Source organism: Thermostichus sp. MS-CIW-36 (assembly GCF_054059035.1).
In genome coordinates this window covers 12764-36813 of sequence record NZ_JBSSBR010000021.1, presented here as the reverse complement: position 1 = coordinate 36813, position 24050 = coordinate 12764, and the positions used below count along the sequence as shown (strand labels likewise).

Below are 24050 nucleotides of genomic sequence, written 5' to 3'. Positions count from 1 at the left end.
CGTGCGGTGGCTGCAGGGGGTGTTTGCCTTGGGCCTAGGACTGGCGACAGTTTTGGCTGGGCCGGGCCGGGCGTGGAGCGCAGAGCGCTTGGGGGTGTTTCTGCCGCCTTTGATTGAGTTCTCTTTGCCCGTGGAGGATCTGGCCCGGTTTGCCCACAATGGCGCGGTAAGCCGGCAGTTGGATTTTTATCTGCGGCGGCTCACGCCAGAGCAACAGGCAGCTTTGGCGGATTTGCTGACACGTAATTTTGACCTTGACCAGGTTACGGTCAGCCAGTTTACCTACTCTGCGATTGGCGAAGATCTGCTGCGGCGGTTGACCCTAGTATTGCATGGAGATGGAGAAGCAGAGTTTTATGCATTGCGGGCGGCATTGATCCTGGCGGCAGGGGATCCCGAGGGGCTGACGTTGGTGAATGTGTTGCGCCGCTACCCGCTGGAGAAGTTGCAGATCGATCTGGATATGAGCATTCGCTTGGTGCGAGAGGCCGGTCAACTCTTCCGCCAGCGGGATCTGGTGATCGCAAGGCTGCGAGAAGAGGCCGGGCGGAAAGCTGAGTGGGCATCTTCCAGCGCTTCTCTCAGCATGGCAGCCCAAGACTCAGCTCAACCTCACCTTAGCCCCGAGCAGCCGGGTGAGTTGGAGCGCTTCCAGTTGGTCAACCCTTGGCGCGATACGCCTGTGTCGGTGGAAGTCTATCTGCCGGAGGGGAAGGGGCGTATCCCCTTGGTGGTGATCTCCCACGGCATTGCCTCTGACCGCAATACCTTTGCCTACTTGGCCCGCCATTTGGCTTCTTGGGGGTTTGCGGTGGCGGTGTTGGAGCATCCGGGCACCGATGTGGAGCGGGTGCGCAGCTTTTTGTCAGGGTTTGGCTCTTTGCCGGGGCCCTATGAGTGGGTGGCGCGGCCCCAGGATATTTCTCTGCTGTTGGACGAGCTGGAACTCAGGGCACAGCAAGATCCCAGCCGCTGGGGCAGGCTGGATGTAAAGTCGGCAGGACTGTTCGGCCAGTCTTTGGGGGGATACACGGTGTTGGCGGCAGCAGGGGCTGCGCTCAATCCAGCCCGCTTGCAAGAGAACTGCCAGACATCCCATTCCTTGGAGCTGACCCTGAATGTTTCTCTGTTGTTGCAATGTCGGGCGATAGAGGTGTTCCAGGCTTCCAACCTGGCCGCGCAGGCGGGGCAGTTGGCAGATGCGCGCATTCAGGCGGTGTTTGCCCTCAACCCCCTCACCAGCACGGTGTTTGGCCCAGAAGGGCTAGGCCAAGTGGGGATCCCGGTGATGATAATGTCGGGCAGCGAAGATTACTTTACCCCCGCCCTAGCAGAGCAGATTGAACCCTTTACCTGGCTGGGATCCCAGCAGCGCTATTTGGCGATAGTGGAGGGATCCACCCATTTCACCTTCCTGGGTGGGGGTGGCCAGGGGGCCTTCCCGGTGCCGCAGGAGTTGATCGGGCCAGATCCCCAGTCAGCTCGCCCCTTGCTCAAGGGCTTGGCCACTGCTTTTTTCAAAACCTACCTGGCGGCGGGATCCGACTCCGGCGGGTTTTCTGAGTATTCGACTTATCTCAACTCTGCCTACGCCGAATCCCTGACCCCAGCACCTCTACGCACCACTTTGATTCGAGACTTGAGGCCAGAACGGATCCAACTGGCCTCGTTCGCGACGGCGGTGCGGAGCACTTTCCCGTGAGAAGTGTCTTGAGCTGAGGAGCTGAGAAGAGGGCTGGCTGCTATCTTTTCGGATTATTCCCTTTGGTTTTGCTGAATCTCTGCCCATGCTGCTGTTGCTGACCAATCTGAGCGCCGTTTTGCTGTTTTTGCTCTGCCCCTGGTGGGTGCTGAGGCGGGAGTTCGGCGGCACAGGGGTGCTGGCAGGAACCTTTGGCCTCATCGACCCGCAGCAGTTGGGGATCCCGGATACTTTGGCGGTGGGTTGGATCCCAGGGTTGAGCTGGGCCTGGGTGCTGTTGGCGCTGTTGTCGTGTCTGGCCCTGGGGATCAAAGAGCGGCAAGTGCGGGCCCGCTGGCTGTACAGCTTGGGGGTGAGCGGTCTAGTTCTGTTTGGGCTGGGCTTGCTCTGGTTTTATGGGGCAGTGGGGGCGGTGAACAGGGCGGCCCTGGCGGAAGGGATCCCGCCAACTCGGTTGCCGTTGCGGCGGTTCAGCCCTTCTTTGGCCAGCTATGCCAGCTTTGCCTATGCCCTGCTGCTGTTGCTGCTGGGGCGGCTGCAGTTGCCGGGGGGAAAAGCCTTTTTGGTGCGGCGGCGGCAGATCATCGTCCCCCTGACTGCCTTGGGGGCGGCGGTGGCAGCAGGGGCGGTGGTGGTGGGGTTGCTGCGGCCCGGCCTGGGCTCCTCGCCCGATTCGCCTTTTTTTGTAAAGCTAAGCACCAAACTGGACTTGATCACCTACACCTTTCAGGTGCTGTTTAGCCCCATCACTCATCTGCCCGGGTTGTTCCAGAGTTTGCTGCTGGCCACTCCTCTGATTTTTACGGGGTTGGCGGTGGCCTTTGGCTTTCACGCGGGCTTGTTCAACATCGGCGCGCCGGGACAACTGACGATGGGAGCCATTGCCACCATGCTGGTGGGGGTATACCTGCCGGGGCCAGGTTGGCTGACTTTGCCCCTCTCGGTTTTGGCGGCGGCTGCCGGTGGAGCCCTTTGGGGTGGGATCCCCGGTTGGCTCAAGGCCCGCTTCGGCACCCACGAGGTCATCAACACGATCATGATGAACTACATTGCCGCCTCAATCTTCTTGTTTTTAATTTCGGCCAACCAGTACCGTTTTTTCGGCTATCCGGTCACTTTGCCCTTCAAGGCCCCCGGCCCAGAAGCCCGTAGCTACGAAATTCGCCCCGAATCGCGGCTGCCCTCGCTGCTGGAGTTGCTGGGGCTACAGGGATCCGGCCCCGGGACGCTGTCTTGGGCTTGGCCCTTGGCCCTGTTGGCCGGGGTGGGGTTTTACCTGCTCTGCAGAGGCTGGCCCCTGCAAAGACGATGCATCGGATCCCTGGCGGCAGGGCTGGGGGGATATCTGCTGGGGGGCATCTTGCCCGGTTGGCCGGTGGAGGTGCCCACAGGGTTGGCCGCCATCCGCTTGAACGGGGCCTTTTTGATTGCGCTGCTGGCGGTGGCAGTGGTGAATGTCTATCTGTGGGGAACCTTGGAGGGCTATGAGCTGCGGGCCATGGGCTTTTCTCCCAGAGCGGCAGAATATGCCGGGGTGGACTTGGGCCAAAAGCAAATCTGGGCCATGGCCATCTCCGGCGCCTTGGCGGGGCTGGCTGCAACCCACTATGTTCTGGGGGCCGGCCTCGAAGAATACCGCCTCAAGCAATCCTTGCCTGCCCAGGTCGGTTTTGATGGCATTGCGGTGGCCCTGATGGGGCAAAACTCTCCTCTGGGCATCGTCCTCACAGCACTGCTGTTTGGGGTACTCTTGACGGGGGGGCTGCGGCTCAATCTGGAATTGGGGATCAGCCGAGAATTGGTGACCGCTCTACAAGCTTTGATCGTCTTGTTCATTGCAGCAGGTGGCCTGTTGCCCGGCTATTTCACGGATCCCTTGCAGGCAGCCCAGGTGGAAATGGACTGCGATGAACGCTCAACTTGAGTACCTCTGAGCGGAGATCTCGTTTGCGCTGGCGCTGCGGAGCAATATGGCAACTCTGTTTTGGGCTTTGATCCCGGCTACCCTGCGCTCCACTACCCCTCTGTTGCTCACGGCCTTGGGGGGCATGTACTCCGAACGCAGCGGCGTGGTCAATATTGCCCTGGAAGGGATCATCTTGTTTGGGGCTTTGGCGGCGGCAGTGACCACCCAACGCCTGGAGGCTCCCCTTCTGGCCCAGACTCCAGCAGCCCAGGTGGGTTGGATCCCTTGGGTGGGTCTGTTGGCCGGCGCCTTGGGGGGAGTGGCCATTGCCTTTGTGCATGCGCTGATGTGCATCCGCTACAGAGCTGATCAAATTGTCAGCGGCACCGCCATCAACCTGTTGGCCATGAGCGTGCCTTCGCTGGTGCTGCAATCCTTCTACGGCAACACCACCAACTCTCAGGAAATTGTCAATCGGCTGCCGTTATGGCATGGGTTTAGCCCCTTGGTGTACCTGGCCTTTCTGTTGGTGCCGATCTCCTGGTGGTTGCTGTTCAAAACGCCCTGGGGCTTGCGGCTGCGAGCGGTGGGAGAGCATCCTCAGGCTGCTGCCACCATGGGGGTGGACGTCCTGGGTATGCGCTACGCGGCGGTGCTGCTCTCCGGCTTGTTGGGGGGCCTGGCGGGGGCTTATCTTTCCATCGGCTTTTTGAACCAGTTTGTCCGCAACATGTCAGCAGGAAAGGGCTTTATCGCCTTGGCAGCGATGATCTTCGGCAAGTGGCATCCCTTCGGGATCTTGGGCGCAACGCTGTTGTTTGGAGCCACCGACGCCCTGGCCATCCAACTGCAGGGAGGAGATGTGATGCCGCCCGTGTTGATCCAGGCTTTGCCCTTTGTGTTGACGATGGGGGTTCTATCGGGAGTGCTGAGCCGCACCCGCCAAACCCGCCCGCCGGCTGCCCTGGGCAAAATCTACAGCAACTGAAAGAGAGCCGAGAGACAACCCTTTCTAGCGCACAGTCATGATGGTCATCTCGATTCAAACTAGGACACTGCACCCACACCTAAAACGTTGGTCGCGTCGGCGTTGCGGAACAGTAATGCACTCGGCCAAAGGCTTTCCTCAATGGCCCAGGCATCTCACCCTAGACTGAACACCGCAGTCTAGAAATGGTCTAGAAACAGCTTAGAAACCCTCGGAAAGGCAGAGGGGCGCCAAGATGGGCTCCGGGGAACTCCCCAAAACAGGGATTCTCTCATGGGCAGCAATATCAAACTGGCTCGGTTGCTGGCTTTGGCGGCAGTTAGCGGTTGATCGGGGTCGATTGTACGCCCCTGCTGGGTACGCTAGTTCTGGACGCGATTCTCGGTGTGGGCCTGTTGGCTCCCGCCTCAGCAGTCCAGATGGGGCAAAGTCTGTCCGGTAGGGATCCCCATTTAGGTTTATTCTGGACTTAGCCATCTTTCCAGAGTTGCACCTCAGCTTGTGCGGGATCCAGAGTCGAAAATGGTTTCACCCTATCGGGATTCCGGCAGTTGCCAACCCTGGAGGCTCTTGTTCCGAGCAGTCGGTAAATCTATGTTAGGGGGGATGAAAACCATGGACATTGATCTTCGTCCGCTGATCGTTTTGTCGCCCATTGTTTTGGTGGTTGCCTGGGCTGCTTACAACATCATCAAGGCTGCCATCAAGGGGGAGGCCAAGCTCTTCGGCGAAAGAGGCAACAACCCCTTTGGCAGAGGGGGGAGCTGAACGTGCGGATCCGCTCACAGCCGGCAGGCTCAGTATGCTAGGTGAGGAGACCCAGGCAGCGGTAACGCCCTCCGAGGGGACAAGCCCAAAATCCGCTGATGTGATTGTTATTGGGGCCGGAGTGGCCGGCTTGGTGTGTGCAAGGCAACTGCTGCGGGCAGGGCTCCAGGTTCTGGTGCTGGAAAAATCGGCAGGCTTGGGCGGGCGCATGGCCACCCGTCGAGTTGAACATGCTGGACAAACGGTGCCGGTGGATCATGGAGCTCAATACCTGACCGCCGACTCGGATGGCTTTCATCGCTGGGTGAAGGAGCTGCTGGGCCTGGGGCTGCTGACGGAATGGACGCGCTCGCTGCATGTGCTGGATCGAGAAGGGCTGCGCCCAGAGGATCCCAACGATGAAAAACCGCGCTATGTCTGCCCTCAGGGCATGACGACGCTGGCCAAACACCTGGCTGCCCCGCTGTCGGTACACACCCAAACTCGTGTGGTCAGCCTCAAACCTTTGGCAACAAGCTGGCAATTGAGGGCGGAGAACGGCCAATGCTACGAGGCTGCTGCCCTGGTGGCGACAATTCCGGCCCCCCAGTTGCTGCCCCTGCTCCGGGAAGGGATCCCTTCGGCTGAAAACCTGTTGCCTCTGCTGGAATCCGCCCAGTATCAACCCTGCCTTGCGGTTTTGGCGGGCTACTCTGAGCATACGCCGCCTTGGAAGGGGATCAAGTGCTTGGAGGATCCGATGTTGGCCTGGCTGGGACTGGACAGCAGCAAGCGCCTGCAGCCGCTCCCGCCTGTGGTGGTCTTGCATGGGGGGGCGGAGTGGTCATCTCTGTACTTGGAGGCCGGCCCCTCTGAGCTGGAAAAGGCCGGTCGAGAATTGCTGGCCCACGCGGCCCAACGGCTGGATCCCTGGCTGGCTTCGCCACAATGGATGCAGGTGCACCGTTGGCGCTACGCATTGCCTTTGGAAACCACGGGATTGGCCAGCCTAAGCACCCGTATTCCCGCCGCTGAGGGATTGCCTTTGGTTTGTGCCGGCGATTGGTGCGCCGGAGGGCGCGTAGAGGGGGCTTGGCTCTCAGGACACAATGCCGCCAAAACCTTGCTCGAAATGCTTTCTGGGAAATGAGGGTATGCACAGGCCGACCCGGTCGGCAGGGCAAGTGCCTGACCTGGCGCAGGACAGAGATGACGGCAAGACCACTGGGAGGGTAGGCTGAGGGCCGCTGAGAATTTCCACCCTCTGGGCCGGGGAGTGTGTCAAGCTAAAGGGTGGATCCCCCGGCAGATGCTCTCCTCTCCACTCATGTCCAGAATCTGTACAATCTACCGCCGTGCGCAATTTGCCGCCAGCCATCGGTACTGGTTGCCCGAACTCTCAGAAGCCGAGAACTTAGCCCGCTTTGGCCCCAATGCCCGTTTTCCCGGCCATGGCCACAACTATGTGCTGGAGGTGGGCATGAGTGGTGAGGTGGATGACTATGGGATGGTGCTCAACCTCTCGGAGGTGAAGCAGGTGATCCGGCAGCGGGTGATTCAAGATCTCAACTTTGCTTATCTAAATCAAGCTTGGCCGGAGTTTGCCCAAACCTTGCCCACTACCGAGTTTATCGCTTACGTGATTTGGCAACGCCTGGCCGATGCCTTGCCCCTAACCAGCGTCCGTCTGTACGAAGATCCTGAGCTTTGGGCCGAATACCGAGGAGAAGCCATGCAAGCCTACTTGACTGTTGCCACCCATTTCAGCGCCGCCCACCGCTTGGCTCTGGATCACCTGAGTTTTGAAGAAAACAGCGCCATCTACGGCCTCTGTGCCCGTCCCCACGGCCACGGCCACAACTACGGCCTGGAGATCACCGTCAAGGGATCCATCCATCCGCGCACGGGGATGATCGTGGACTTGGCGGCCCTGCAGCGGCTGATCGAGGAGCAGGTGGTGAAGCCGCTGGATCACACCTTTTTGAACAAAGACATTCCCTACTTTGCCCAGGTGGTGCCTACTGCCGAAAACATCGCCCTCTACATCCAGCGGCTGCTGACTCTGCCCCTGCGGGAGCTGGGGGTGCAGTTGCATCGGGTTCGCCTGCAGGAGAGTCCCAACAACAGCAGCGAGGTCTACGGGGAGTTTCCGCTGGAAGAGCTGCTCAACTCCTCAGAAGGACAAGATGTGGCTTCTTCCGCTTCTGGCAGCCGTATTGCCATGCAGGGCTGATGCGGCCATCATGTTGGATCTGGTTAAGCTGAGCGGGCAAATTCCTGCGTTCACCCGGCACCTGCAACAGGAGTCGAAAGCCGGCCAAGAACGCCTCCGCCAAGCCTGGCAAGTTTTCGAGCGCTGGCAGCAGGAGCCGCAGGTTTGGCAGTCCCGCTGGGTGGAGTGGGGATCCCATCTGTCGTTTGTTTGCGCCAGCCCCGCCGAGCCGCTGGAAGCCTGGGGATCCCTGCCCAAGGTCGAGCCTCTGCAGGGGCGACACACGGTGGTGGCCACGGATGGATCCCAGATTTTGCCCAGCCATCACGAGATTGCCTATTGCTCGCTGATCAATGTTGGGCGCGTGGTTCTCCACTACGGCACCCAGGAGTGGCCGCTGTTGGACAGCCAGCCCCTGCTGCTGTATGGAGATGGGCCCCTTGCCCAGCAAAACCGCTCAGACTCCCCTCTCTCGGAACCGCGGGCAGAAGGGTTGCCGAGGGCCCCCCTTAACCGGCGAGACTCTCGCCCACGGCGCACCCCAGGTGAACGCAACCCCGGCAGCGGAACGGAGCCTTCGTTGGGGCCGGAAGAGGTGCTGGCCTTACGACGCTCCCGAGCAGAACTGGAGGAGCTGGCGCAGTTGGCCCTGTCGGTGCCCCGTCGCCGCATCACGCTGGCGCTCTTGGATGGATCCCTGATCCCCTGGGGACTGGAACCTCTGTCCCAGCCGGCCCGGCGCCCCTGGTTGGATCCCATTCTGGCGACCTTGGAGCAGTTGCGGGCGGCCCGCATCCCTCTCGTGGGCTACATCAGCGCCTCTCGCAGCAGCGAAACCCTTAACTACCTGCGCCTGGGGCTGTGCCCCTACCTGGGCTGTGAATGTTATCGCTACTGCCTTGCCGACAAAACCCCCCCTTGCCATCCCTTTGCCCCCCTGCCGGATCGCGTTTTTTGGGGATCCCTGCTGCAGCCGGGAGAGCGCAGCCCCCTTTGGCGCTGCGGAGCCAGCGTGCTGGACACCTTCGGGGAACACCACATCCACTGCTGTTATCTGAATGTCAGCGAGGGATCCCTGGGCGAACCCGAGGTTGCCCGCCTGGAGTTTCCCGCTTGGGTGGCCCAGGATGCGGAGTTGCTGCAGCGGGCCTTGGCAGGCGTGCTGAGCCAAGTGCACAAAGGCTTTGGCTACCCCATCGCCTTGGCAGAAGCCCATCATTTGGCGGTGGTGAGGAGCGGGGATCGGCAGCGGTTCTTTGCCCTGATCGAGCAGGAGCTGATCCGCACCGGCCTGCGCCACGTAGCCGTCTCTCGCAAGGAAGCCCAGAAGCGGAGTGGCATTGCCTGAGCCCGAGAAAGCCCGCACTGACCCTGGGGATCCCTGGCACCCAAGAAAAGGCTGTAGCCTATTGAGGGGATCCCCATTCAACGGTTAGGGTTGCCAAGGTGTCCCAATCCTGTCTCTGTTGCCAGCATGATGATCCGAACCCCTCTGCGCAGCATCATCTCCCCCCTCACCCACAACCCCCTCTGGTACAAAGACGCGATCATCTACGAGCTACCGGTGCGGGCTTTTGCCGACAGCGATGGCGACGGCGTGGGAGACTTCCAGGGCCTGACGGAAAAGCTGGACTACCTGCAGGATCTGGGCATCACGGCCATTTGGCTGCTGCCCTTTTTCCCCTCGCCCCTGCGGGATGACGGCTACGACGTCTCCGATTTCACCAACGTTAACCCCACCTTGGGCACCCTAGAAGACTTCAAAATCTTTCTGGATGCCGCCCATCAACGGGGGATCCGCGTCATCATCGAGCTGATCCTCAACCACACCTCAGATCAGCACCCGTGGTTTCAGCGGGCTCGGCGGGCTGCTCCCGGCACCCCAGAGCGAGACTTTTACGTTTGGAGCGATACGCCCGAAAAGTACAAAGAAGCCCGCATCATCTTTCAAGACTTTGAAACTTCCAACTGGGCCTGGGATCCGGTGGCCAAAGCCTACTATTGGCATCGCTTCTACTCCCACCAGCCGGATCTCAACTACGACAACCCCGCCGTGCAGAAAGCCATCTTTGAGGTGGTGGACTTCTGGCTGAGCATGGGGGTGGATGGCCTACGGCTGGATGCCGTGCCCTATCTCTACGAGCGGGAAGGCACCAACTGCGAGAACCTGCCGGAAACCCATGCCTTCCTCAAGGCCCTGCGCCAACACATCGACCGCAACTATCCCGACCGCATGTTGCTGGCCGAGGCCAACCAATGGCCGGAAGATGCCGTGGCCTACTTCGGCGACGGGGACGAATGCCACATGGACTTTCACTTCCCCCTCATGCCGCGGCTGTTCATGGCCATCCAGATGGAGGATCGCTTCCCCATCATTGACATCCTGCAGCAAACCCCGCCCATCCCCGAAACCTGCCAATGGGCCATCTTCCTGCGCAACCACGACGAGCTCACCTTGGAGATGGTCACCGACGAAGAGCGGGACTACATGTACCAGGTGTACGCCAAGGATCCCAATGCGCGGGTGAACCTGGGCATCCGTCGGCGCTTGGCCCCCCTGCTGGGCAACAGCCGCCGCCGCATCGAGCTGATGAACAGCCTGCTGTTTTCCCTGCCCGGCACCCCGGTCATCTACTACGGGGACGAGATCGGCATGGGAGACAACATCTACCTGGGGGATCGCAATAGCGTGCGCACCCCCATGCAGTGGAGCGCCGACCGCAACGCCGGCTTTTCCCGGGCCAACCCGCAAAAGCTTTATCTGCCCATTGTCATCGATGCCGAGTACCACTACGAAACCGTCAATGTCGAAGCGCAGCGGAACAACCCCTATTCCCTGTGGTGGACTATGAAGCGGCTCATCGCAGTGCGCAAGCGATTCCAAGCTTTTGGCCGCGGCTCCTTTGAGCTGCTCCACCCGGAAAATCGCAAGGTGCTTGCCTTTATGCGGGCCTTTGGCGATGAGCGCATCTTGGTGGTGGCCAACCTCTCCCGCTATGTGCAGTGCGTGGAGCTGGACTTGGCGGAGTGGGAAGGACTAATTCCGGTGGAGATCTTCGGGCGCACCGAGTTTCCCCCCATCGGACAACTGCCCTATTTTTTGACTCTAGGCCCCCATTCTTTCTATTGGTTCTCCCTTGAGCCCCAAACGGAGCGGATCCACCCCAGCCACAGCAAGCCGGAAGAGCTGGATCGTCTGCCCACCCTGATCCCCTCAAGCGGCACTTGGGAAAGCCTCTTTCAAGGGGAAAGCCAAAAGCAGGTGGAGGCGCTTTTGGGGGACTATCTCTACCGTTGTCGCTGGTTCGGCTCCAAAGCCCGCCAGATCCAGTCGGCCCAGATCTTGGATGCCATTCCCTGCAACCGGGAGGCAGATCCCCCCTTTCGGGGCCAGATCATTCTTCTGCAAACTGAGTTCACTCAGGGGGAAGCGGAAGTCTACTCCCTTCCGGTAGGCTACGCCACTCAGGAGATGGCTCTGCACCTGCGCAGGGAGATGCCGCAAGCGGTCATTGCCCCTGTGCAAGTGGCCGGGGATCCGCCGGGGGTTCTTTTCGACGCTTTGGCGGATAAAACCTTTTTGTCCCTAGCCTTGCAGATCATCGCCCAGCAGGGGCGCCTGCGCCACAGCTCCGGGGAGCTCTGGGCCACCACCTCTGGCGCTTTTGAGTATGACCCCAGCCTGGAACCCCGTATCCTCAAGGCCGAGCAGAGCAATACCTCTGTGGTCTACGGCAACCGGTACATCCTCAAGGTCTACCGCAAGGTGGCCGAAGGGGTGAATCCCGAGCTGGAGATTGGCCGCTACCTGCTGGAGCACCATCCCCAAGTGCGGGTGCCGCGGCTGCTGGGATCCCTGGAGTATCGCCGTCGTCGCGGGGCCCGCGGGTTTGATCCCAGCGATCAGCCCATCACCCTGGCCATTTTGCAGGAGTACATCCCCAACGAGGGAGATGCCTGGCACTATACCCTGGACAGCCTGAGGCAATTTTTCGAGGAGGTGCTGGTTCACTACCAAGAGGTGGATCCCGTGCCCGTGCCGCAGGGATCCTTCTTGGAGCTTTCCCAACAGCCCTTGCCGGAGCTGGCCTACGCCACCATCGGCAGCTACCTAGAATCGGTGCGGATCTTGGCCAAGCGCACCGCCGAGCTGCACATCGCCCTGGCTGCCGATACGGAGAACAAAGACTTTGCCCCAGAGCCTTTCTCCAGCCTTTACCAGCGCTCCATCTATCAATCGATGCGCAACTTGGTGGGGCAGGTGTTTCCGCTGCTGTTCGCGTCAGCGGGACGGAGTCCTTATAAGCAGATCCCCAAGCTGCCGGAAGCAGAGGCCAACTTGGCTCGGGCTGTTTGCGACCAAGAAGGGGAAATCATGAGCCGCTTCCGCCTGATCCTGGAGCGGAAGATCACCGCCCTGCGTACCCGCTGCCACGGGGATTATCACCTGGGCCAGGTGCTGTTTACCGGCAAAGACTTTGTCATCATCGACTTTGAAGGGGAGCCGGCCCGCTCTTTGGGCGAACGGCGTCTCAAGCGTTGCCCCTTACGGGATGTGGCGGGGATGCTGCGATCCTTCCACTATGCTGTCCACACAGCTTTGCGCCAGCAACTGGAGAGCGGCTTGGTCTGCGCCGACCACTGCCCCGACATGATGCGGTGGGCCCAGTTTTGGCACCGCTGGGTCTGCGCGGGCTTTTTGGCCGAATATCTGCAGGTGGCTTCCCAAGCGGCTTTTTTGCCCCGCAGCCTGCAAGAGATAGAGGTGTTGTTGGACGCCTATCTGCTGGAAAAAGCCATTTACGAGCTGGGCTATGAGTTGAACCACCGCCCCGAGTGGGTGGAGATTCCCCTGCGCGGGATCTTGCAACTGCTGGGCATTTCCACCAAGGTTTAGGGGATCCTGTCGGCAGGCCATTTGGGGTGAGCGACTGGGGGACAAACATGTGTGGACGGTTTAGCCTGGCAGTGGCCCCAGAAGTGCTGATGCAGCATTTCGGCTTGCCGGTGGCAGCAGAAGAAAGGGCAGTTGTCTCCCGGTACAACATCGCCCCTTCTCAGCCCGTGCTGGCGATGATTGAGCTGGGATCCCTTCAACGCAAGGCAACCCATTTTCGCTGGGGCCTGATCCCCGCTTGGAGCCAAGCCGCCAAGGCCGGGTTGATCAATGCTCGTTCTGAAACGGTGGCCGAGAAGCCTTCTTTCCGCGAAGCTTTCCGCCGTCGTCGCTGCCTGATCCCGGCAGATGGCTTCTACGAGTGGGCCGACCAGGGTACAGGCAAGAAGGGCAGACAACCCTACTGGTTTCACCTGGTGGATCGACCGGTATTTGCCTTTGCCGGGATTTGGGAACGCTGGCGCAGCCCAGAGGGAGTGGAGGTGGAAACCTGTGCCATCCTCAACACCGCTGCCAACCGCCTGATGCGGCTTTTTCACGAGCGGATGCCCGTGATTTTGACGGAAAACGACTACGACCTTTGGCTGGATCCCCAGGTGCAGGATCCCAAGCTGCTGTTGCCCCTGCTTCGCCCCTACCCGGCAGAGGCCATGGTGGCTTATCCGGTCAGCACCCATGTGAACAATCCCCGCCACGAGGATCCCACTTGCCGCGCTCCCACAGGAGAGGCAGTGCGGGGGGCCGACTTCAGCGCGCTCGACGATAGCGCATCCCCGGCAGTTGCACGAGCCAGCCTTCCAATTCCATAAGGAGCAGGGTGCTGGAGAGGGTGGTGATGTCCATCTGGGTGGCCTGGGCCAAGGCATCGATGCTGAGGATCTCGGTTCCAATGGTTTGCCATAGGATTTGCTGCCGGGGATCGGTGGGGGCAGTGGGTTGGGGTTCTGTCTTGGGCGGGGATCCCTGAACTAAGCCCAAGTCTTTCAACAGATCCTCGATCCCCAGGATCATGCCCGCGCCACTGCGGATGAGGTGGAGACAGCCACGGGCCGCCGCCGTGTCGATATTCCCCGGCAACGCATAGACTTCCCGACCGTAGTGGTTGGCCAGGTGAGCAGTGATCAGCGCTCCAGAGGTCTCAGGAGCCTCCATCACCAAAGTGGCGCGGCAGAGGCCGGCAATGATGCGGTTGCGCTGGGGAAAATGCTCCTTGGCCGGTGGCGTGCCGGGGGGATATTCGCTGAGGATGGCCCCTTGGGCCAGGATGCGCCGGTAGAGAGCTTGATGGTGAGCTGGGTAAACTTTGTCCACCCCCGTTCCCACCACGGCCACCGTCTTGCCGCCGGCATCCAGACAGGCCTGGTGGGCAATGCCGTCGATCCCCGTTGCCAGCCCCGAGACCACCACACAGCCAGCTTCCGCCAGGGCAGCGCTGACTTTCTGGGTCCACTGTCGACCGTAGGCCGTAGGGGCGCGGGTGCCGACGATGGCAATAGCCGGCTGTTGCCAATTGGGACATTCTCCTAGGGCATAGAGAATGGGCGGGGGATCTGGCACCTCCCACAGCAGCGGCGGATAGTCCGGATCTGCAGGCGTGAGAAAGGGGATCCCCGCTTTGAGGGTTTCCTCCAGGATCTGCTCGGGATCAAGGCCAGGACGGGCAGAGACGATAGCCTGGGCCAGGGTGGGGCCAATGCCTTCCACCTGCCGCAGGGCCGGGGCATCCGCTTGCCAAGCCCGCTCCAGGGATCCAAAAAACTCCGCCAGCCGCTTGAGCCGGTGGGGGCCAATCCCTTTGATGCGGGCCCAAGCTAGCCAGTAGGGCCGCTCCCGTTCTTCATGGCCTGGCCCACGGGAAGGCTCCCTCTTGCCAACAGGATCTGAAGGGGAAAGGGGAAAAGACAATTTAGCTCTGCGCAGTAGTGGCTGTATCTTAAATAATCGGCAAAAAGAACCCGTGGCAAAAAAGCAGGAGATGGGTAGATGTCAGGGTTGGATCCCGCCGGTAACCTTCAAGGATCAAGGCAGCTGCGGTTTGGGCGGATGCGCCAAGCTTGGGTGTGGGGGGCCTATCCCCTGCTGTGGCTGTTGACCTGGGTGGGATCCCGCTCGGCCCAGCCCCAGTTTTTGGGGATCCCGGCCTGGTATTGGCTGGCGGGATTGGCTGTCCTGCTGTTGGTACCTCTTAACTTCTACATTGTGCGCGTTTGCTGGCCGAGAGGCGGAGATGAGTAACACGGTTTTGAGTCTGGGTGTGGTGGGGGCATACTTGCTGCTGCTGGCGGCCATTGGCTTCTGGAGCTATCGCCACAGCGGCCAGGATCCGGTGAGCTATTTTTTGGCAGGGCGGGGGTTGGGATCCCTGGCTCTAACCTTGACGACGCTGGCGACGCTGCTCAGTGCCTTTACCTTCATTGGGGTGCCAGCGGATGCCTATACCCACGGCCTAGGGATCTTCCTGGGGGTGGGAGTGACCACCGCCTTCATTTCGGGGCTGTTTTTGTGGGTGGGCTACCGGGTATGGCTAGCAGCCCAACACTTTGGCTTCATCACCCCTTCCGAGTTTTTCGGCCACCGCTTCAACAGCCCTCTTTTGGCTCTACTCTACTGCCTTAGCGCCCTGACGTTTACCGCCCCCTACATCAGCATCCAGATCATTGGCGGAGCCCGCACCCTGGCGGCGGTGTTGGGGGAGGGGATCCCCTACTGGCCCTTGGCGGTGGTGGTGGCGCTGGTGATCTTGGGGTATGTGCTCTTTGGCGGATCCCAGGCGGTGGTCTGGACGGACGTGGTGCAGGGGATCATCCTGATTTTGGGGATGGGGGTGGCCTTTGTTGCCCTAGCCTTGGGGGTGGGCCAGGAGGCTGCCGGGCAGTTGGATCCCTGGCTGAGCTTGCCCGGCCCCAATGGGCGCTGGAGCTGGCAGGGGCTATTTGGCAACCAGTTGCTGTTTTTCATGGCCACGCCCCTTTTCCCGCAATTTTTCCAGCGCTTCTACATGGCCAAAAGTGCCCGGCCCTTCCAGACCCTGATGGTAGTCTGGCCGCTGCTGATTCTGCTGGTCTTTTTCCCAGCAGCTCTGCTGGGGGTTTGGGGCCGCCTGGCTTTTCCCAGCCTGGAGAAAACGGATCAGATTATGCCCCTGATGTTGCAAACCCTGCCCAGCGGCGTAGCAGCGGTGGTGATTACGGCGGCCCTGGCTGCTCTCATGTCTACAGCTGACTCCCAGCTTCTCACCGCCAGCTCCCTAGTGACGCGGGATCTGGTGGTTACCTTCTTCAGGCGCCAGCTTTCCCCCCACCAAGAAGAGTTGCTAGGCCGCTGGGTGGTGCTGGGGATCGGCCTAGCTTCCTTTGTGATTGCTCTTAACCCGCCGGGGCTGATTGTGGAGATTGCCACCTGGAGCTTTCAGGGCAACGCCATGCTGTTCCCAATCCTGATAGCCGGTCTGTACTGGAAGCGGGCTACCCGCGCTGGGGCTGTAGCAGGAGCCTTGGTCTCCAGTGGCCTGACTTTAGGTTGGCTGTCGGGTCTGTTGCCGCGGGCTTGGACAGGGGGCTGGTTACCCGTAATCCCGGCAGTGGTGATCGGCAGTGGGGTGTTAATTGGCGTAAGCTTGCTTACCCAGCCGCCCAAGGAGCAGGTGACCGCCTACTACGAGGAAGGGCCTTGGGGAGAGTAGGTTATTCTTTATCGATCAGCTCAATCAACGCTTTTCCAGGTCTGCCGGTAGCCAGCCAGCTTGAGCCAGGCCGTTGAGAAATGCGAAAGTCCCTCCTAGAAAAAGCAAGCCCATCAGCCCGGCCAAGGGGTTGCCGCCGATCCCGGTCAGCCACTCGGGCACCCTGCCGGTGTACTCAATCCAGGCCAGATTGTTGACCCAGGCCATGCCCCAGACCCAACCCGCGTGCAGCCCTAGGCTAAGGCCCAGCTTGTTTTGGTTCCAGACCCTCGCCTGCACCAGCAGCAGCCCCATCAGCCACAGTCCGGGAAATTGCGGCCAGGTGGCGAGAATCTCAGGCAAAGGCTTGAGGAAATGGGCCATAGCAAACAGGAAGCTGGATCCCCACACCGCAGTGCTGCAACCGTAGTCCAGCAGCATCTCCTGCAGCAGCCAGCCGCGAAAAAACAGCTCCTCCGCCAGCGCCACCCCCAAGCCCAAAAGCAACCCCAGCAACCCATAGACCAGCAGGGATCCCCCTCCTACCGCCCTCCAACTCAGCCAACCCAGGGATCCCTCCAGGCCCAAAAGCAAGAAAAGCCCCCCAACCCCGATCCCCAGGCCCCACAGGATCCCGCCTCGGCAAGGCCAACTGCCATCCAGTCCATAGGCGGCAAACCCGGATCCCCACACCCATAGCCAGGCTAGCAGCAGGGCATACAGGAGCAGCCACAGGTACTCCCGTCGTTCAGGAAGAAGCCAACTCCCCAGCCCGAGCAACGGCAGCCAGGCCAAGAGCGGGATCGCCAAGAAAAGCAGCAGACGCAGCAGAAATGGACAAGCCCTCAGCTTGGAGATCGGCAGGCCCATCCAACCCGCCCCGCCTAGCGTTCCGGCTCAATGGAACTGGTCAGGCCATGTTGCCGCAACTGTTCGCAGTAAAACTCCGCATGCTCCCGCGGCACCACGATCACCACAGCAACGCCGTTGTGGTGGGCTTCCAGCATGATCTCAGTGGCTTGCGGCGGCATCATCGCCGGGATCACCTTCACCAGCACCTGAACCACGTACTCCATGGTGTTGACATCGTCGTTGTGCAGCAACACCCGGTACATGGGCATGTGCTTCGGGGTTACAGAAGGCTTGACCAGAGTCTCCGTAGCCACGACGATCCCTCCTTCGGCAGGGTCAACAAGAAGTCTAAGGAACGCAAAACCGCAAAAATGGGGCAAAAGCAGGAAAAACTGTAATGAAATTTTAGCCTTCTCAGCAAGCTCTGTGAAAAGGCCGTGGGGAACCTGGGCGCAGGGGTCAGAGCCGTTAAACCAACCCTAACCCAGCCTTCACCTGCCCACAACCTCAGCTTGGGGGCAAAAGTGCTTGACTAAAAAGGCGATTGGCCTTTGTTGCGGATCCCTTTACATTTGCCTGCGTCCCTGAGGTGGGTCTCATGAGTTCCCTGCGTTCCCGTCGCTTTTTCCTGCAGTTGCTGATGTTTGGAGGTGGGGCAGCCGCCCTGGCTGCCTGTGGAGGCACCTCCAGTTCCTCCATTCCCCCCCTGGGAGAGCCTGGATTTCCCCAAGGGGTATTTGCCGGGGATCCCACCTCGGAAGGGGCGGTGCTTTCCACGCGGGTGATCCCGGCCAGCGCAACAGACACGGTTGCGGTGACGTTGCAGGTGGCTGAGAATTCCGAGTTCAACCCCATTTCGCAACAAGTTCCTCTCACCGCTCGCCGTGTGGCGGGCCGCAACTACCGCACTGAGCCAGGCGACTACATTGCTCGTGCCGTCGTCACCGGCTTGAGGCCAGCGCAGCGCTACTTCTACCGGTTTGTCAGCGAGGGGTTTACCAGCCCTGTAGGCCAGTTTCGCACCCTGCCAGCTCCTGGGGATGGACGACCCATTCGCTTCTTACACATCAGTTGTGCCAACGAGCCTCCCTTTCCTAATTGTGAACGGCTTTTTGGCACCGGTGAACCCGGCCAATCCCCAGGTGAGCGGGATCCCAGGGGTAACGACGGGCAACTTGCGCTTTTTGGAGCTGGCGGTGCCCAACTACAACGTTATTGAAGTGTCCGGCAGCCGCTGCACCATTCAAATCAAAGGCCCTACCGGCAGTGTTTTGACGGATCCCTTAGGGCGAAGGGGGGAACTGAATTTGCCGCAATGAGAAGTCGGCCAGACCGATGCGGGAGCTTCGCCGGATTTCTGGTCAGAATTGAGGGATCCCTGCTCTACTCGGGATCCCTTTTTTTGTAACTCTTTTTCGCGATTTTCAGCATGAGATTCTTAAGATCCTTAACGTGATCTGAATCATTCGGGAGAAACGGATCTGGGTGCTAGAGTGTGGGCGTTGAGGTGGATCCCTGTAGAAAATCTATCTCCGTTTTTCAGTAGGAGGGCAGTCTTATGGCTTCGGTGCGGGGCTGGTTGATGGCAAGCTTAATAGGGGCAGCCACGGTTGTTGGGGGCGCTGCCGCTTGGGCTCAGAGCCGTAGTTTGTGGCTTTTTAATGGACAATCGACCGTAGTTACAGGCTACTTCTACCGAGGTGAAAACATCTGGGCGCAGTGCGATCGGGATTGCTTCGATGTGGATCTAGTGCTTTACGATACCAGCGGTCGGGTGGTGGCTGCAGATGAACTGTTGGACGATTTCCCCATCGTGCAGGCGCCCTACGAGGGCAACTTTTCCGTCAAGGTGATTATGGCTAGCTGTCTCCACCCCCGTGGTTGTGCTGTGATCGTAGATTCGGACTACAGCTTCTGAGGGGTGCTGGCTGGCCTCACTTCGTCGCCACTGCTTGGGAAACCGATTCAGTAGCCTAGGCTGCTTTATGAGCAGCTTCCTGGACTTTGGCATGGGTAAACTTGCTCAGCCCGTGGATGGTCTTTTCCCAGTAGAAGGGCTTGGTGAAAAGCTGCCACAGGGCCATGTAAGCTGCCATAGAGTGCAGTTGCCAGTAGATGGGGTTGAGCAGAGCATAGAAAGCCAGATCGTAGTAACCGCGGCGGAAGACCGCGACCAGGTTCAGGTAAATCCCAATGGCGTTGCCCACCAGGAGGTTAAACAAGCCCAGATAAACCAGCCAACTGGGAAATAGGTTTTGCAGCCAATGGGCGCGGGTGAGCAGCCAGTAAATAAACAGCAGCCACATGATGGGGCTGGTGAGAAAGGTAAAGAAGCTGCCCCCGATAAAAAATTGGTAGGATAGCCAGTTTTTGAGGCCCAGCTTGCGCAAGGAGCGCAGGGGGTTGCGGTTGTGCACCAGCCAAGTTTGCATGTAGCCTTTGATCCAGCGGGAGCGCTGCCGGATCCAGTTTTTAACGGCACAGTTGGCCTCTTCGTAGGTGGTGGAGTTGATCACGCCCACGGTATAGCCGTGCTGGCTGGCGCGGATGCCCAAGTCGGCGTCTTCAGTGACGTTGAACGGATCCCATCCCTGCAGCTCCCGCAGGCGGTCAGTGCGAAAGTGGTTGCTGGTGCCACCCAAGGGGATCGGCATTCTGAGAGTTTCCAAACCCGGCAGAAGGTAATCAAACCAATAGGAATACTCCAGGGTGAACATGCGGGTGAGGAAGTTCTCGTTGCGGTTGAAATAGTTGAGGGCAGCCTGGACGCAGACCAAGCTGGGATCCCCTTTCTGGAAGGCGATGACCGCTTTTTTGAGTTGATCTGGGTCAGGAATATCTTCAGCGTCGTAGATGGTGAGATATTCGCCACGGGCAAAGGCCAGGCCGTAGTTGCAGGCTTTGGGTTTGGTCTTGGGCTTGCTATCCGGTACCAGCAGCAGGCGCACGTAGCGGGGGGGCTTGGCAGCTCGAGCTGCCTCAATGGTGTCTCGGTCGTTTTCCTCCAACAGAATAAGCACATCCAACCGCTCGTGGGGGTAATCCAGCTTAGAGAGAGACTTGATCAAAATTGGCATCACTTCCGGTTCTTTGTAGACCGGCACCAGGATGGTATAGATAGGCAAGTCGCGATCATCCAAAGCGGCTACTTCCTCATCGGTAATCTGGTGGAAGCGATCGGCGGATCCCACCAGGCTGAGCAGCAGTTTGAACAGGATCGAAGCGACGTAAAAAAGATTGATCAGCAGCACCAAGATCGTTAGAGTCGCCCAGGGAGCAGTGGCCAATCCCCAGAGCAACAGCAGCAGCAGGCCGTAGCCCACCGCAATCTGAGAAGGAGTAAACACCCGCGAGGCCGATTCCTCCGGCAGGCGGGCCATCAGCTTGTACACCGCCTCTTGGCTGAAGCGGAATCCCTGGTCTTGGCTGAGCAGTTGCGTGATATCCTGCTCGGTGCCCAGCACCTTTTCAATCCGCAAGCCTGGCCGCCAGCTGTAGAGCAGCTCATCCACCGCCCAGTCCAGGGGGTCATTGACCATCACTGTAAGGGTGTGCTCATCCGTCCAGCTCAAGGGGTAGAAGAGGTGGCGCATCATCAGCTCGGGATCGAACTGGCGGCTCAAGCTCTCGTCGCGGTAAAGCAGCCCTGTCCCCATCAGCTCCGAGACGGAAGGATAGCCCAGCAGATGGGCCAGGATGCTGAGATACTCGGGAGTCGAGAGATAGCTCAGACGGGTCAGCACTTGCCCCAGGTTGGATCCAGTGCGGCGGCGGATGTCCAAAGCCTGCTGCCACTGCTCTAAGGTAAGACGGCTGCCCAGCAGCTCGGCGGCCAGCTTGCGCTCAAGGATGACCGTCAGGATCTGCTTTTCAGTGGCTGGGATCTCCCAGAGTTTTTCTGCTTCCGGGCACAGGTGTTTCACAGACTGCCAAATGGCGGGGAAGCCCGGCTCCTCGGTAGCAACCACTACGGTTCGCGGGTCGAGCCAGCCACAGGGCAGAAAGCGCACCGGCACCAGATCGATAGGCTCGATCAGCCAAGGCAGCTCTAGGTCGAGGGGATGCTCGAGCAGCCAGTCTCTCAGCCTAGGCCGGTCCAGAATCTGGCGACACAAGTTGACAAACTTGCCCGGGTGCATGACTCGCAAGCTCCAAAGAGCCCTAGGCAAGGAGCAACTAGCTGCTTCGCGATACTCCTCAGCCTTAGCCAATTGCTGCCGGGTAAGGTAGCCCGTGCGCAAAAGCGAGGATTTGAGGGACTGGAGCATGGCTGGAAACCCTATTCGCGCAAGTGGGACGGAGTCCTTGCTTGGCTCAAGTCTGGTTTAACCGGAAGTCCTCTGCCAACCCCCCTAGGAAAGGGTGGGCGACTCAGGGCGGCGGGCCAAGCGTTGGTAGGTATTCCAGGCTCCTACTGCCAGCAAAAGGGCCAGCAGCAGCACTAACCAATAGCGGTATTGCCACAACAAAAGCTGCCAACTGAAGCGACCGGGGTAGCGCACTCGATAGCCTGCCGGCGTGAGATCCCAGCTCTGTACTTGGGTGAGATCGGGGGCAGCGGCATAGGCGGTGAGCACGTTTCCCTGTAGCTGGTTGGCCAGGCGGGTGCGCGGATCGGCAAGGCCGCGGCTGAGGCGCTCTGCCAAAGCCGGGTCAGATCCCCACCAGGAAAGCCAAAGGTTCGGCTTACCTTTCAGGAGAAAGTACTGCAAAAGGCCGAGGTTTTCTTGAGGCTGAGCGGCCAAGGCCACCTGCTGGTTGAGGGGATTGATGATTTCAAACTGGGATCCCAGCCGGATGGGGCTATTAAGCTCCACCTGATCTGGCCCAGCCACGATCACCTGCCAGGCAAAGTTCCCCGTCTCCAGGTTGGCTTCCTCTTTGGGCAAAACCTCAAGGGTGGGCAGCAGGGGTCGGGCAGCCAGCCGGCTGAGGGCACCGACCAGGTAGGCGGCAGCCGGCAGCAGTTGGGGATCCCCCAGCCCAACCCGTCCGGATCCCTGCAGCACCGCCGGGATCTCCTGCAGCTCGCCAGTGGGGGCTTGGTAGCCGCTCCAGATAAAGCCAGAGCTATCCGAGCGCACTTGTAGGGTCAGCGGAGTCAGGGATCCCTGGCAATTACCGGGGCTGGCGCCATAGTCAAAGCGGAGCTCCAGTTGATTAAAGCGGCGCAGCAGGCGGGTGGGCAGGGTCACAGTTTCGTTGAGCTGGGTGCGGCCTGTCAGGTTGTAGGTGCGCAACAGAACGCCATTCAAGAACACGTAGCCGGTGAGGCGATCCCCCACTCGGCCATCCACCGGGTTCATAATGACGTCTAGTTGCGCCGCCAGATCCCGCGGCCGCCCCCCCAATTGGGACAGGTTGAAGTTGAAGACCAAAGACTGGCTGCCAAACCCCCGCAACATGGGATCCACGATCCCCAGCTCTCGCAGGCTGAGGCGGTTGGCCCTGAGCGCTCTCTCCAGATCCGCCACCCTTGTCACCTGGATGCCGCGGCTGACCAGCCCCGCCCGCTTCCATTCTTCATAGAGAGCAAGAATAGCTTCCCGGCGGGCGGCCACTCGCAGGCGGGATCCCTCTGGGGTAATTTGATGCTGCAAGTGGGGGGTGAAGTCCGCCGGCTCCAAGATCACCTGTGGCCCTTGCGCCGGACGATTGCTCCACAGGATAGGCGTTTGCGGAAACAGGTGAGAAAGGAGGCTGTACAGCCACAGAGCTGCTTCCGCCGTCTCAGAGGAAGGATTGGCCGGCACTACCAAAGTAACCTGAGGATACAGCCGGCCCAGAAAACCGGCCACTGTGGCATCGGGAGCGCGGGGCGCCAGCTCAAAGAAACTGTCCCGCCCCACCGTCAGCAGCAGGTTGCCGGTATTCAAGTCGGCACAGATGTCGTCGGTAATGCTCAAAAAAGGCTGCACCGACAAGGTGATAAAGCGCTCGCCAGCGGCCAAGCTGGGGATGGGCACCCGCACCACCGGCTCCTGCCGCAGGTCCCGCACCAGAAAAAGGCCCATTAGCTCCTCGTTGATCAGCACCCGCACCGTGGACGTGGGCTTGAGCACCGGCGAGGGAGTCAGGCGCAACTGCACAAAGCTGGCCTCAGGGTCAACACCGTTCAGGGGGGCAGGGATCCCGATATCTAGACGCGGGTTAGCTCCTTGCAGCAGCACCGAGCGGTCGTAGCCCAGCCTTTGCAGAGAAATGACTTCCGCTGCGTGGACAGCCGTCGGCCCGCAACACCAAAGCAAACCGGCAACCCACAAAGCCCACTGCCTTGCCTTCTGCGTCACCTTGACCCCCTCTTGCTTATCCCTCACTTGTCTAGTGCAGGCAAGCCCCTTGGCCTACCTGACCCAGGTTTGCCCGACATGCAGAAATCTGTAAGCTTTCGGGGTCTGTACGCACAAATCGTGGATTCGGATGCCCAGGGGATCCCTCTACTGGCGGGCGTAGTCGTCCTCAAAGCGCACGATGTCGTCTTCCCCGAGGTATTCCCCGTTTTGCACCTCGATCAACACCAAGGGAAGGGTGCCGGGGTTTTCCAGGCGGTGCTTGGTGCAGGGGGGAATGTAAGTGGACTCGTTGGAGCTCAGCAGCATCACCTCTTCTCCACGGGTCACTTTCGCTGTGCCCCTGACCACGATCCAGTGCTCGCTGCGGTGGTAGTGCATCTGCAGGCTGAGCCGATGGCCGGGCTTGACCTCGATGCGCTTGATCTTGTACATCGGGCCTTCATCCAAAACCCAGAAGGATCCCCAAGGACGGGTTTCTGCTTGAGAGGGTACCAGCTCAAGCGCTGGAACTGCTGCATCATTCACGCCCCGCACAGCCTGCAACATAAGATCATGTCCTTGCAAAGTCGTCCCCATCCTCTCTCAGAATCCGAGAACCCCTCATCGACAATCTGGCTGAATTGGCCTACGCCAAAACTCGTAGAAAAAGACTCTCAAGACAGGGAATGCTAGTCTATCCCTGTGTCCAGTGCCTAGACACGTCAGCCCATCCCCACGCCCTACTTGAGACATGTTCTCATTAACACTAAATAGCTCTTGAGGCTCGATTGGCGATTTAACCAGTTACCCTCC

At 60.0% G+C, this 24050-nt stretch carries 19 protein-coding genes; 13 read left to right on the top strand and 6 right to left on the bottom strand.

Annotation, left to right across the window (positions count from 1 at the left end; translation table 11 throughout):
* The first annotated feature begins 1 nt into the window (after nucleotide 1).
* The 9 genes from ACVWVQ_RS09920 (at nucleotide 2) to ACVWVQ_RS09880 (ending at nucleotide 13261) form a co-directional block, all read left to right on the top strand.
* Nucleotides 2-1702 carry an alpha/beta hydrolase gene (locus ACVWVQ_RS09920; protein WP_457508246.1) on the top strand — a complete coding sequence of 567 codons (1701 nt, stop codon included), beginning with the start codon at nucleotides 2-4 and terminating at the stop codon, nucleotides 1700-1702.
* A gap of 85 nt (nucleotides 1703-1787) precedes the next feature.
* Entirely contained in the window at nucleotides 1788-3626 is a 1839-nt protein-coding gene (locus ACVWVQ_RS09915; RefSeq protein WP_457467194.1) for an ABC transporter permease, read from the top strand.
* 46 nt (nucleotides 3627-3672) lie between these two features.
* Nucleotides 3673-4596: an ABC transporter permease gene (locus ACVWVQ_RS09910; RefSeq protein ID WP_414357441.1), complete on the top strand. Its 924-nt coding sequence runs from the start codon at nucleotides 3673-3675 to the stop codon at nucleotides 4594-4596.
* 615 nt (nucleotides 4597-5211) lie between these two features.
* Nucleotides 5212-5364: a photosystem II protein Y gene (locus ACVWVQ_RS09905; RefSeq protein WP_414330801.1), complete on the top strand. Its 153-nt coding sequence runs from the start codon at nucleotides 5212-5214 to the stop codon at nucleotides 5362-5364.
* Between the two features lie 34 nt (nucleotides 5365-5398).
* The gene (locus tag ACVWVQ_RS09900) at nucleotides 5399-6493 is read left to right on the top strand and encodes an NAD(P)/FAD-dependent oxidoreductase (protein ID WP_457467195.1); all 1095 of its coding nucleotides are present in this window, start codon (nucleotides 5399-5401) and stop codon (nucleotides 6491-6493) included.
* 177 nt (nucleotides 6494-6670) lie between these two features.
* Nucleotides 6671-7576, top strand: a complete 906-nt coding sequence (locus ACVWVQ_RS09895) for a 6-carboxytetrahydropterin synthase (RefSeq protein WP_457467203.1) — start codon at nucleotides 6671-6673, stop codon at nucleotides 7574-7576.
* Between the two features lie 10 nt (nucleotides 7577-7586).
* On the top strand, nucleotides 7587-8903 hold the full coding sequence (locus tag ACVWVQ_RS09890) for a DNA double-strand break repair nuclease NurA (protein WP_457508244.1): 1317 nt from the start codon (nucleotides 7587-7589) through the stop codon (nucleotides 8901-8903).
* A 129-nt stretch (nucleotides 8904-9032) separates the two neighbouring features.
* Entirely contained in the window at nucleotides 9033-12452 is a 3420-nt protein-coding gene (treS, locus tag ACVWVQ_RS09885; protein WP_457508260.1) for a maltose alpha-D-glucosyltransferase, read from the top strand.
* Between the two features lie 47 nt (nucleotides 12453-12499).
* Entirely contained in the window at nucleotides 12500-13261 is a 762-nt protein-coding gene (locus ACVWVQ_RS09880) for an SOS response-associated peptidase (protein ID WP_414374190.1), read from the top strand.
* Here the strand turns inward: ACVWVQ_RS09880 and dprA are convergent.
* Nucleotides 13200-14357 carry a DNA-processing protein DprA gene (gene dprA, locus ACVWVQ_RS09875; protein WP_457508242.1) on the bottom strand — a complete coding sequence of 386 codons (1158 nt, stop codon included), beginning with the start codon at nucleotides 14355-14357 and terminating at the stop codon, nucleotides 13200-13202. The genes ACVWVQ_RS09880 and dprA overlap by 62 nt on opposite strands.
* Before the next feature lie 138 nt (nucleotides 14358-14495).
* On the opposite strand from dprA, the gene ACVWVQ_RS09870 reads away from it, so the two are divergent.
* Nucleotides 14496-14687 (top strand): hypothetical protein, encoded by a 192-nt coding sequence (locus tag ACVWVQ_RS09870; RefSeq protein WP_238376882.1) that lies wholly within the window; start codon nucleotides 14496-14498, stop codon nucleotides 14685-14687.
* Nucleotides 14680-16134 carry a sodium:solute symporter family protein gene (locus tag ACVWVQ_RS09865; RefSeq protein WP_457508240.1) on the top strand — a complete coding sequence of 485 codons (1455 nt, stop codon included), beginning with the start codon at nucleotides 14680-14682 and terminating at the stop codon, nucleotides 16132-16134. The genes ACVWVQ_RS09870 and ACVWVQ_RS09865 overlap by 8 nt, the downstream gene beginning before the upstream one ends.
* A gap of 24 nt (nucleotides 16135-16158) precedes the next feature.
* Here ACVWVQ_RS09865 and ACVWVQ_RS09860 read toward each other — a convergent pair whose 3' ends face one another.
* On the bottom strand, nucleotides 16159-16983 hold the full coding sequence (locus tag ACVWVQ_RS09860; protein ID WP_457508238.1) for a CPBP family intramembrane glutamic endopeptidase: 825 nt from the start codon (nucleotides 16981-16983) through the stop codon (nucleotides 16159-16161).
* Between the two features lie 14 nt (nucleotides 16984-16997).
* On the bottom strand, nucleotides 16998-17279 hold the full coding sequence (gene clpS, locus ACVWVQ_RS09855) for an ATP-dependent Clp protease adapter ClpS (protein ID WP_011432326.1): 282 nt from the start codon (nucleotides 17277-17279) through the stop codon (nucleotides 16998-17000).
* A 284-nt stretch (nucleotides 17280-17563) separates the two neighbouring features.
* Between clpS and ACVWVQ_RS09850 the strand changes: the two genes are divergently transcribed.
* Both ACVWVQ_RS09850 and ACVWVQ_RS09845 read left to right on the top strand, forming a co-directional pair.
* A complete protein-coding gene (locus ACVWVQ_RS09850; protein WP_457508236.1) occupies nucleotides 17564-18184 on the top strand; it encodes a PhoD-like phosphatase N-terminal domain-containing protein in 621 nt (206 codons plus the stop codon).
* 339 nt (nucleotides 18185-18523) lie between these two features.
* Nucleotides 18524-18883, top strand: coding sequence for a hypothetical protein (locus ACVWVQ_RS09845; RefSeq protein WP_414388390.1), 360 nt, complete (start codon nucleotides 18524-18526; stop codon nucleotides 18881-18883).
* Nucleotides 18884-18938: 55 nt separating this feature from the next.
* On the opposite strand, the gene ACVWVQ_RS09840 is transcribed toward ACVWVQ_RS09845, so the two are convergent.
* The 3 genes from ACVWVQ_RS09840 to ACVWVQ_RS09830 all read right to left on the bottom strand — a co-directional run bounded on the left by ACVWVQ_RS09840 (nucleotide 18939) and on the right by ACVWVQ_RS09830 (nucleotide 23804).
* Entirely contained in the window at nucleotides 18939-21104 is a 2166-nt protein-coding gene (locus ACVWVQ_RS09840) for a glycosyltransferase family 2 protein (protein WP_457508234.1), read from the bottom strand.
* A gap of 213 nt (nucleotides 21105-21317) precedes the next feature.
* A complete protein-coding gene (locus ACVWVQ_RS09835; RefSeq protein WP_457508232.1) occupies nucleotides 21318-23255 on the bottom strand; it encodes a cellulose biosynthesis cyclic di-GMP-binding regulatory protein BcsB in 1938 nt (645 codons plus the stop codon).
* A gap of 147 nt (nucleotides 23256-23402) precedes the next feature.
* Complete coding sequence (locus ACVWVQ_RS09830; RefSeq protein WP_414356659.1) at nucleotides 23403-23804, bottom strand: cupin domain-containing protein; 402 nt, start codon at nucleotides 23802-23804, stop codon at nucleotides 23403-23405.
* Nucleotides 23805-24050 lie beyond the last annotated feature (246 nt).

Coding starts and splice junctions, on each gene's coding strand:
- ACVWVQ_RS09830 (WP_414356659.1), bottom strand. CDS start 23,804: ATGTTGCAGGCTGTGCGGGGCGTGAATGATGCAGCAGTTCCAGCGCTT.
- ACVWVQ_RS09840 (WP_457508234.1), bottom strand. CDS start 21,104: ATGCACCCGGGCAAGTTTGTCAACTTGTGTCGCCAGATTCTGGACCGG.
- ACVWVQ_RS09850 (WP_457508236.1), top strand. CDS start 17,564: ATGAGTTCCCTGCGTTCCCGTCGCTTTTTCCTGCAGTTGCTGATGTTT.
- ACVWVQ_RS09905 (WP_414330801.1), top strand. CDS start 5,212: ATGGACATTGATCTTCGTCCGCTGATCGTTTTGTCGCCCATTGTTTTG.
- ACVWVQ_RS09845 (WP_414388390.1), top strand. CDS start 18,524: ATGGCTTCGGTGCGGGGCTGGTTGATGGCAAGCTTAATAGGGGCAGCC.
- treS (WP_457508260.1), top strand. CDS start 9,033: ATGATCCGAACCCCTCTGCGCAGCATCATCTCCCCCCTCACCCACAAC.
- ACVWVQ_RS09870 (WP_238376882.1), top strand. CDS start 14,496: ATGCGCCAAGCTTGGGTGTGGGGGGCCTATCCCCTGCTGTGGCTGTTG.
- ACVWVQ_RS09900 (WP_457467195.1), top strand. CDS start 5,399: ATGCTAGGTGAGGAGACCCAGGCAGCGGTAACGCCCTCCGAGGGGACA.
- ACVWVQ_RS09865 (WP_457508240.1), top strand. CDS start 14,680: ATGAGTAACACGGTTTTGAGTCTGGGTGTGGTGGGGGCATACTTGCTG.
- ACVWVQ_RS09880 (WP_414374190.1), top strand. CDS start 12,500: ATGTGTGGACGGTTTAGCCTGGCAGTGGCCCCAGAAGTGCTGATGCAG.
- ACVWVQ_RS09895 (WP_457467203.1), top strand. CDS start 6,671: ATGTCCAGAATCTGTACAATCTACCGCCGTGCGCAATTTGCCGCCAGC.
- ACVWVQ_RS09860 (WP_457508238.1), bottom strand. CDS start 16,983: ATGGGCCTGCCGATCTCCAAGCTGAGGGCTTGTCCATTTCTGCTGCGT.
- ACVWVQ_RS09910 (WP_414357441.1), top strand. CDS start 3,673: ATGGCAACTCTGTTTTGGGCTTTGATCCCGGCTACCCTGCGCTCCACT.
- ACVWVQ_RS09890 (WP_457508244.1), top strand. CDS start 7,587: ATGTTGGATCTGGTTAAGCTGAGCGGGCAAATTCCTGCGTTCACCCGG.
- ACVWVQ_RS09915 (WP_457467194.1), top strand. CDS start 1,788: ATGCTGCTGTTGCTGACCAATCTGAGCGCCGTTTTGCTGTTTTTGCTC.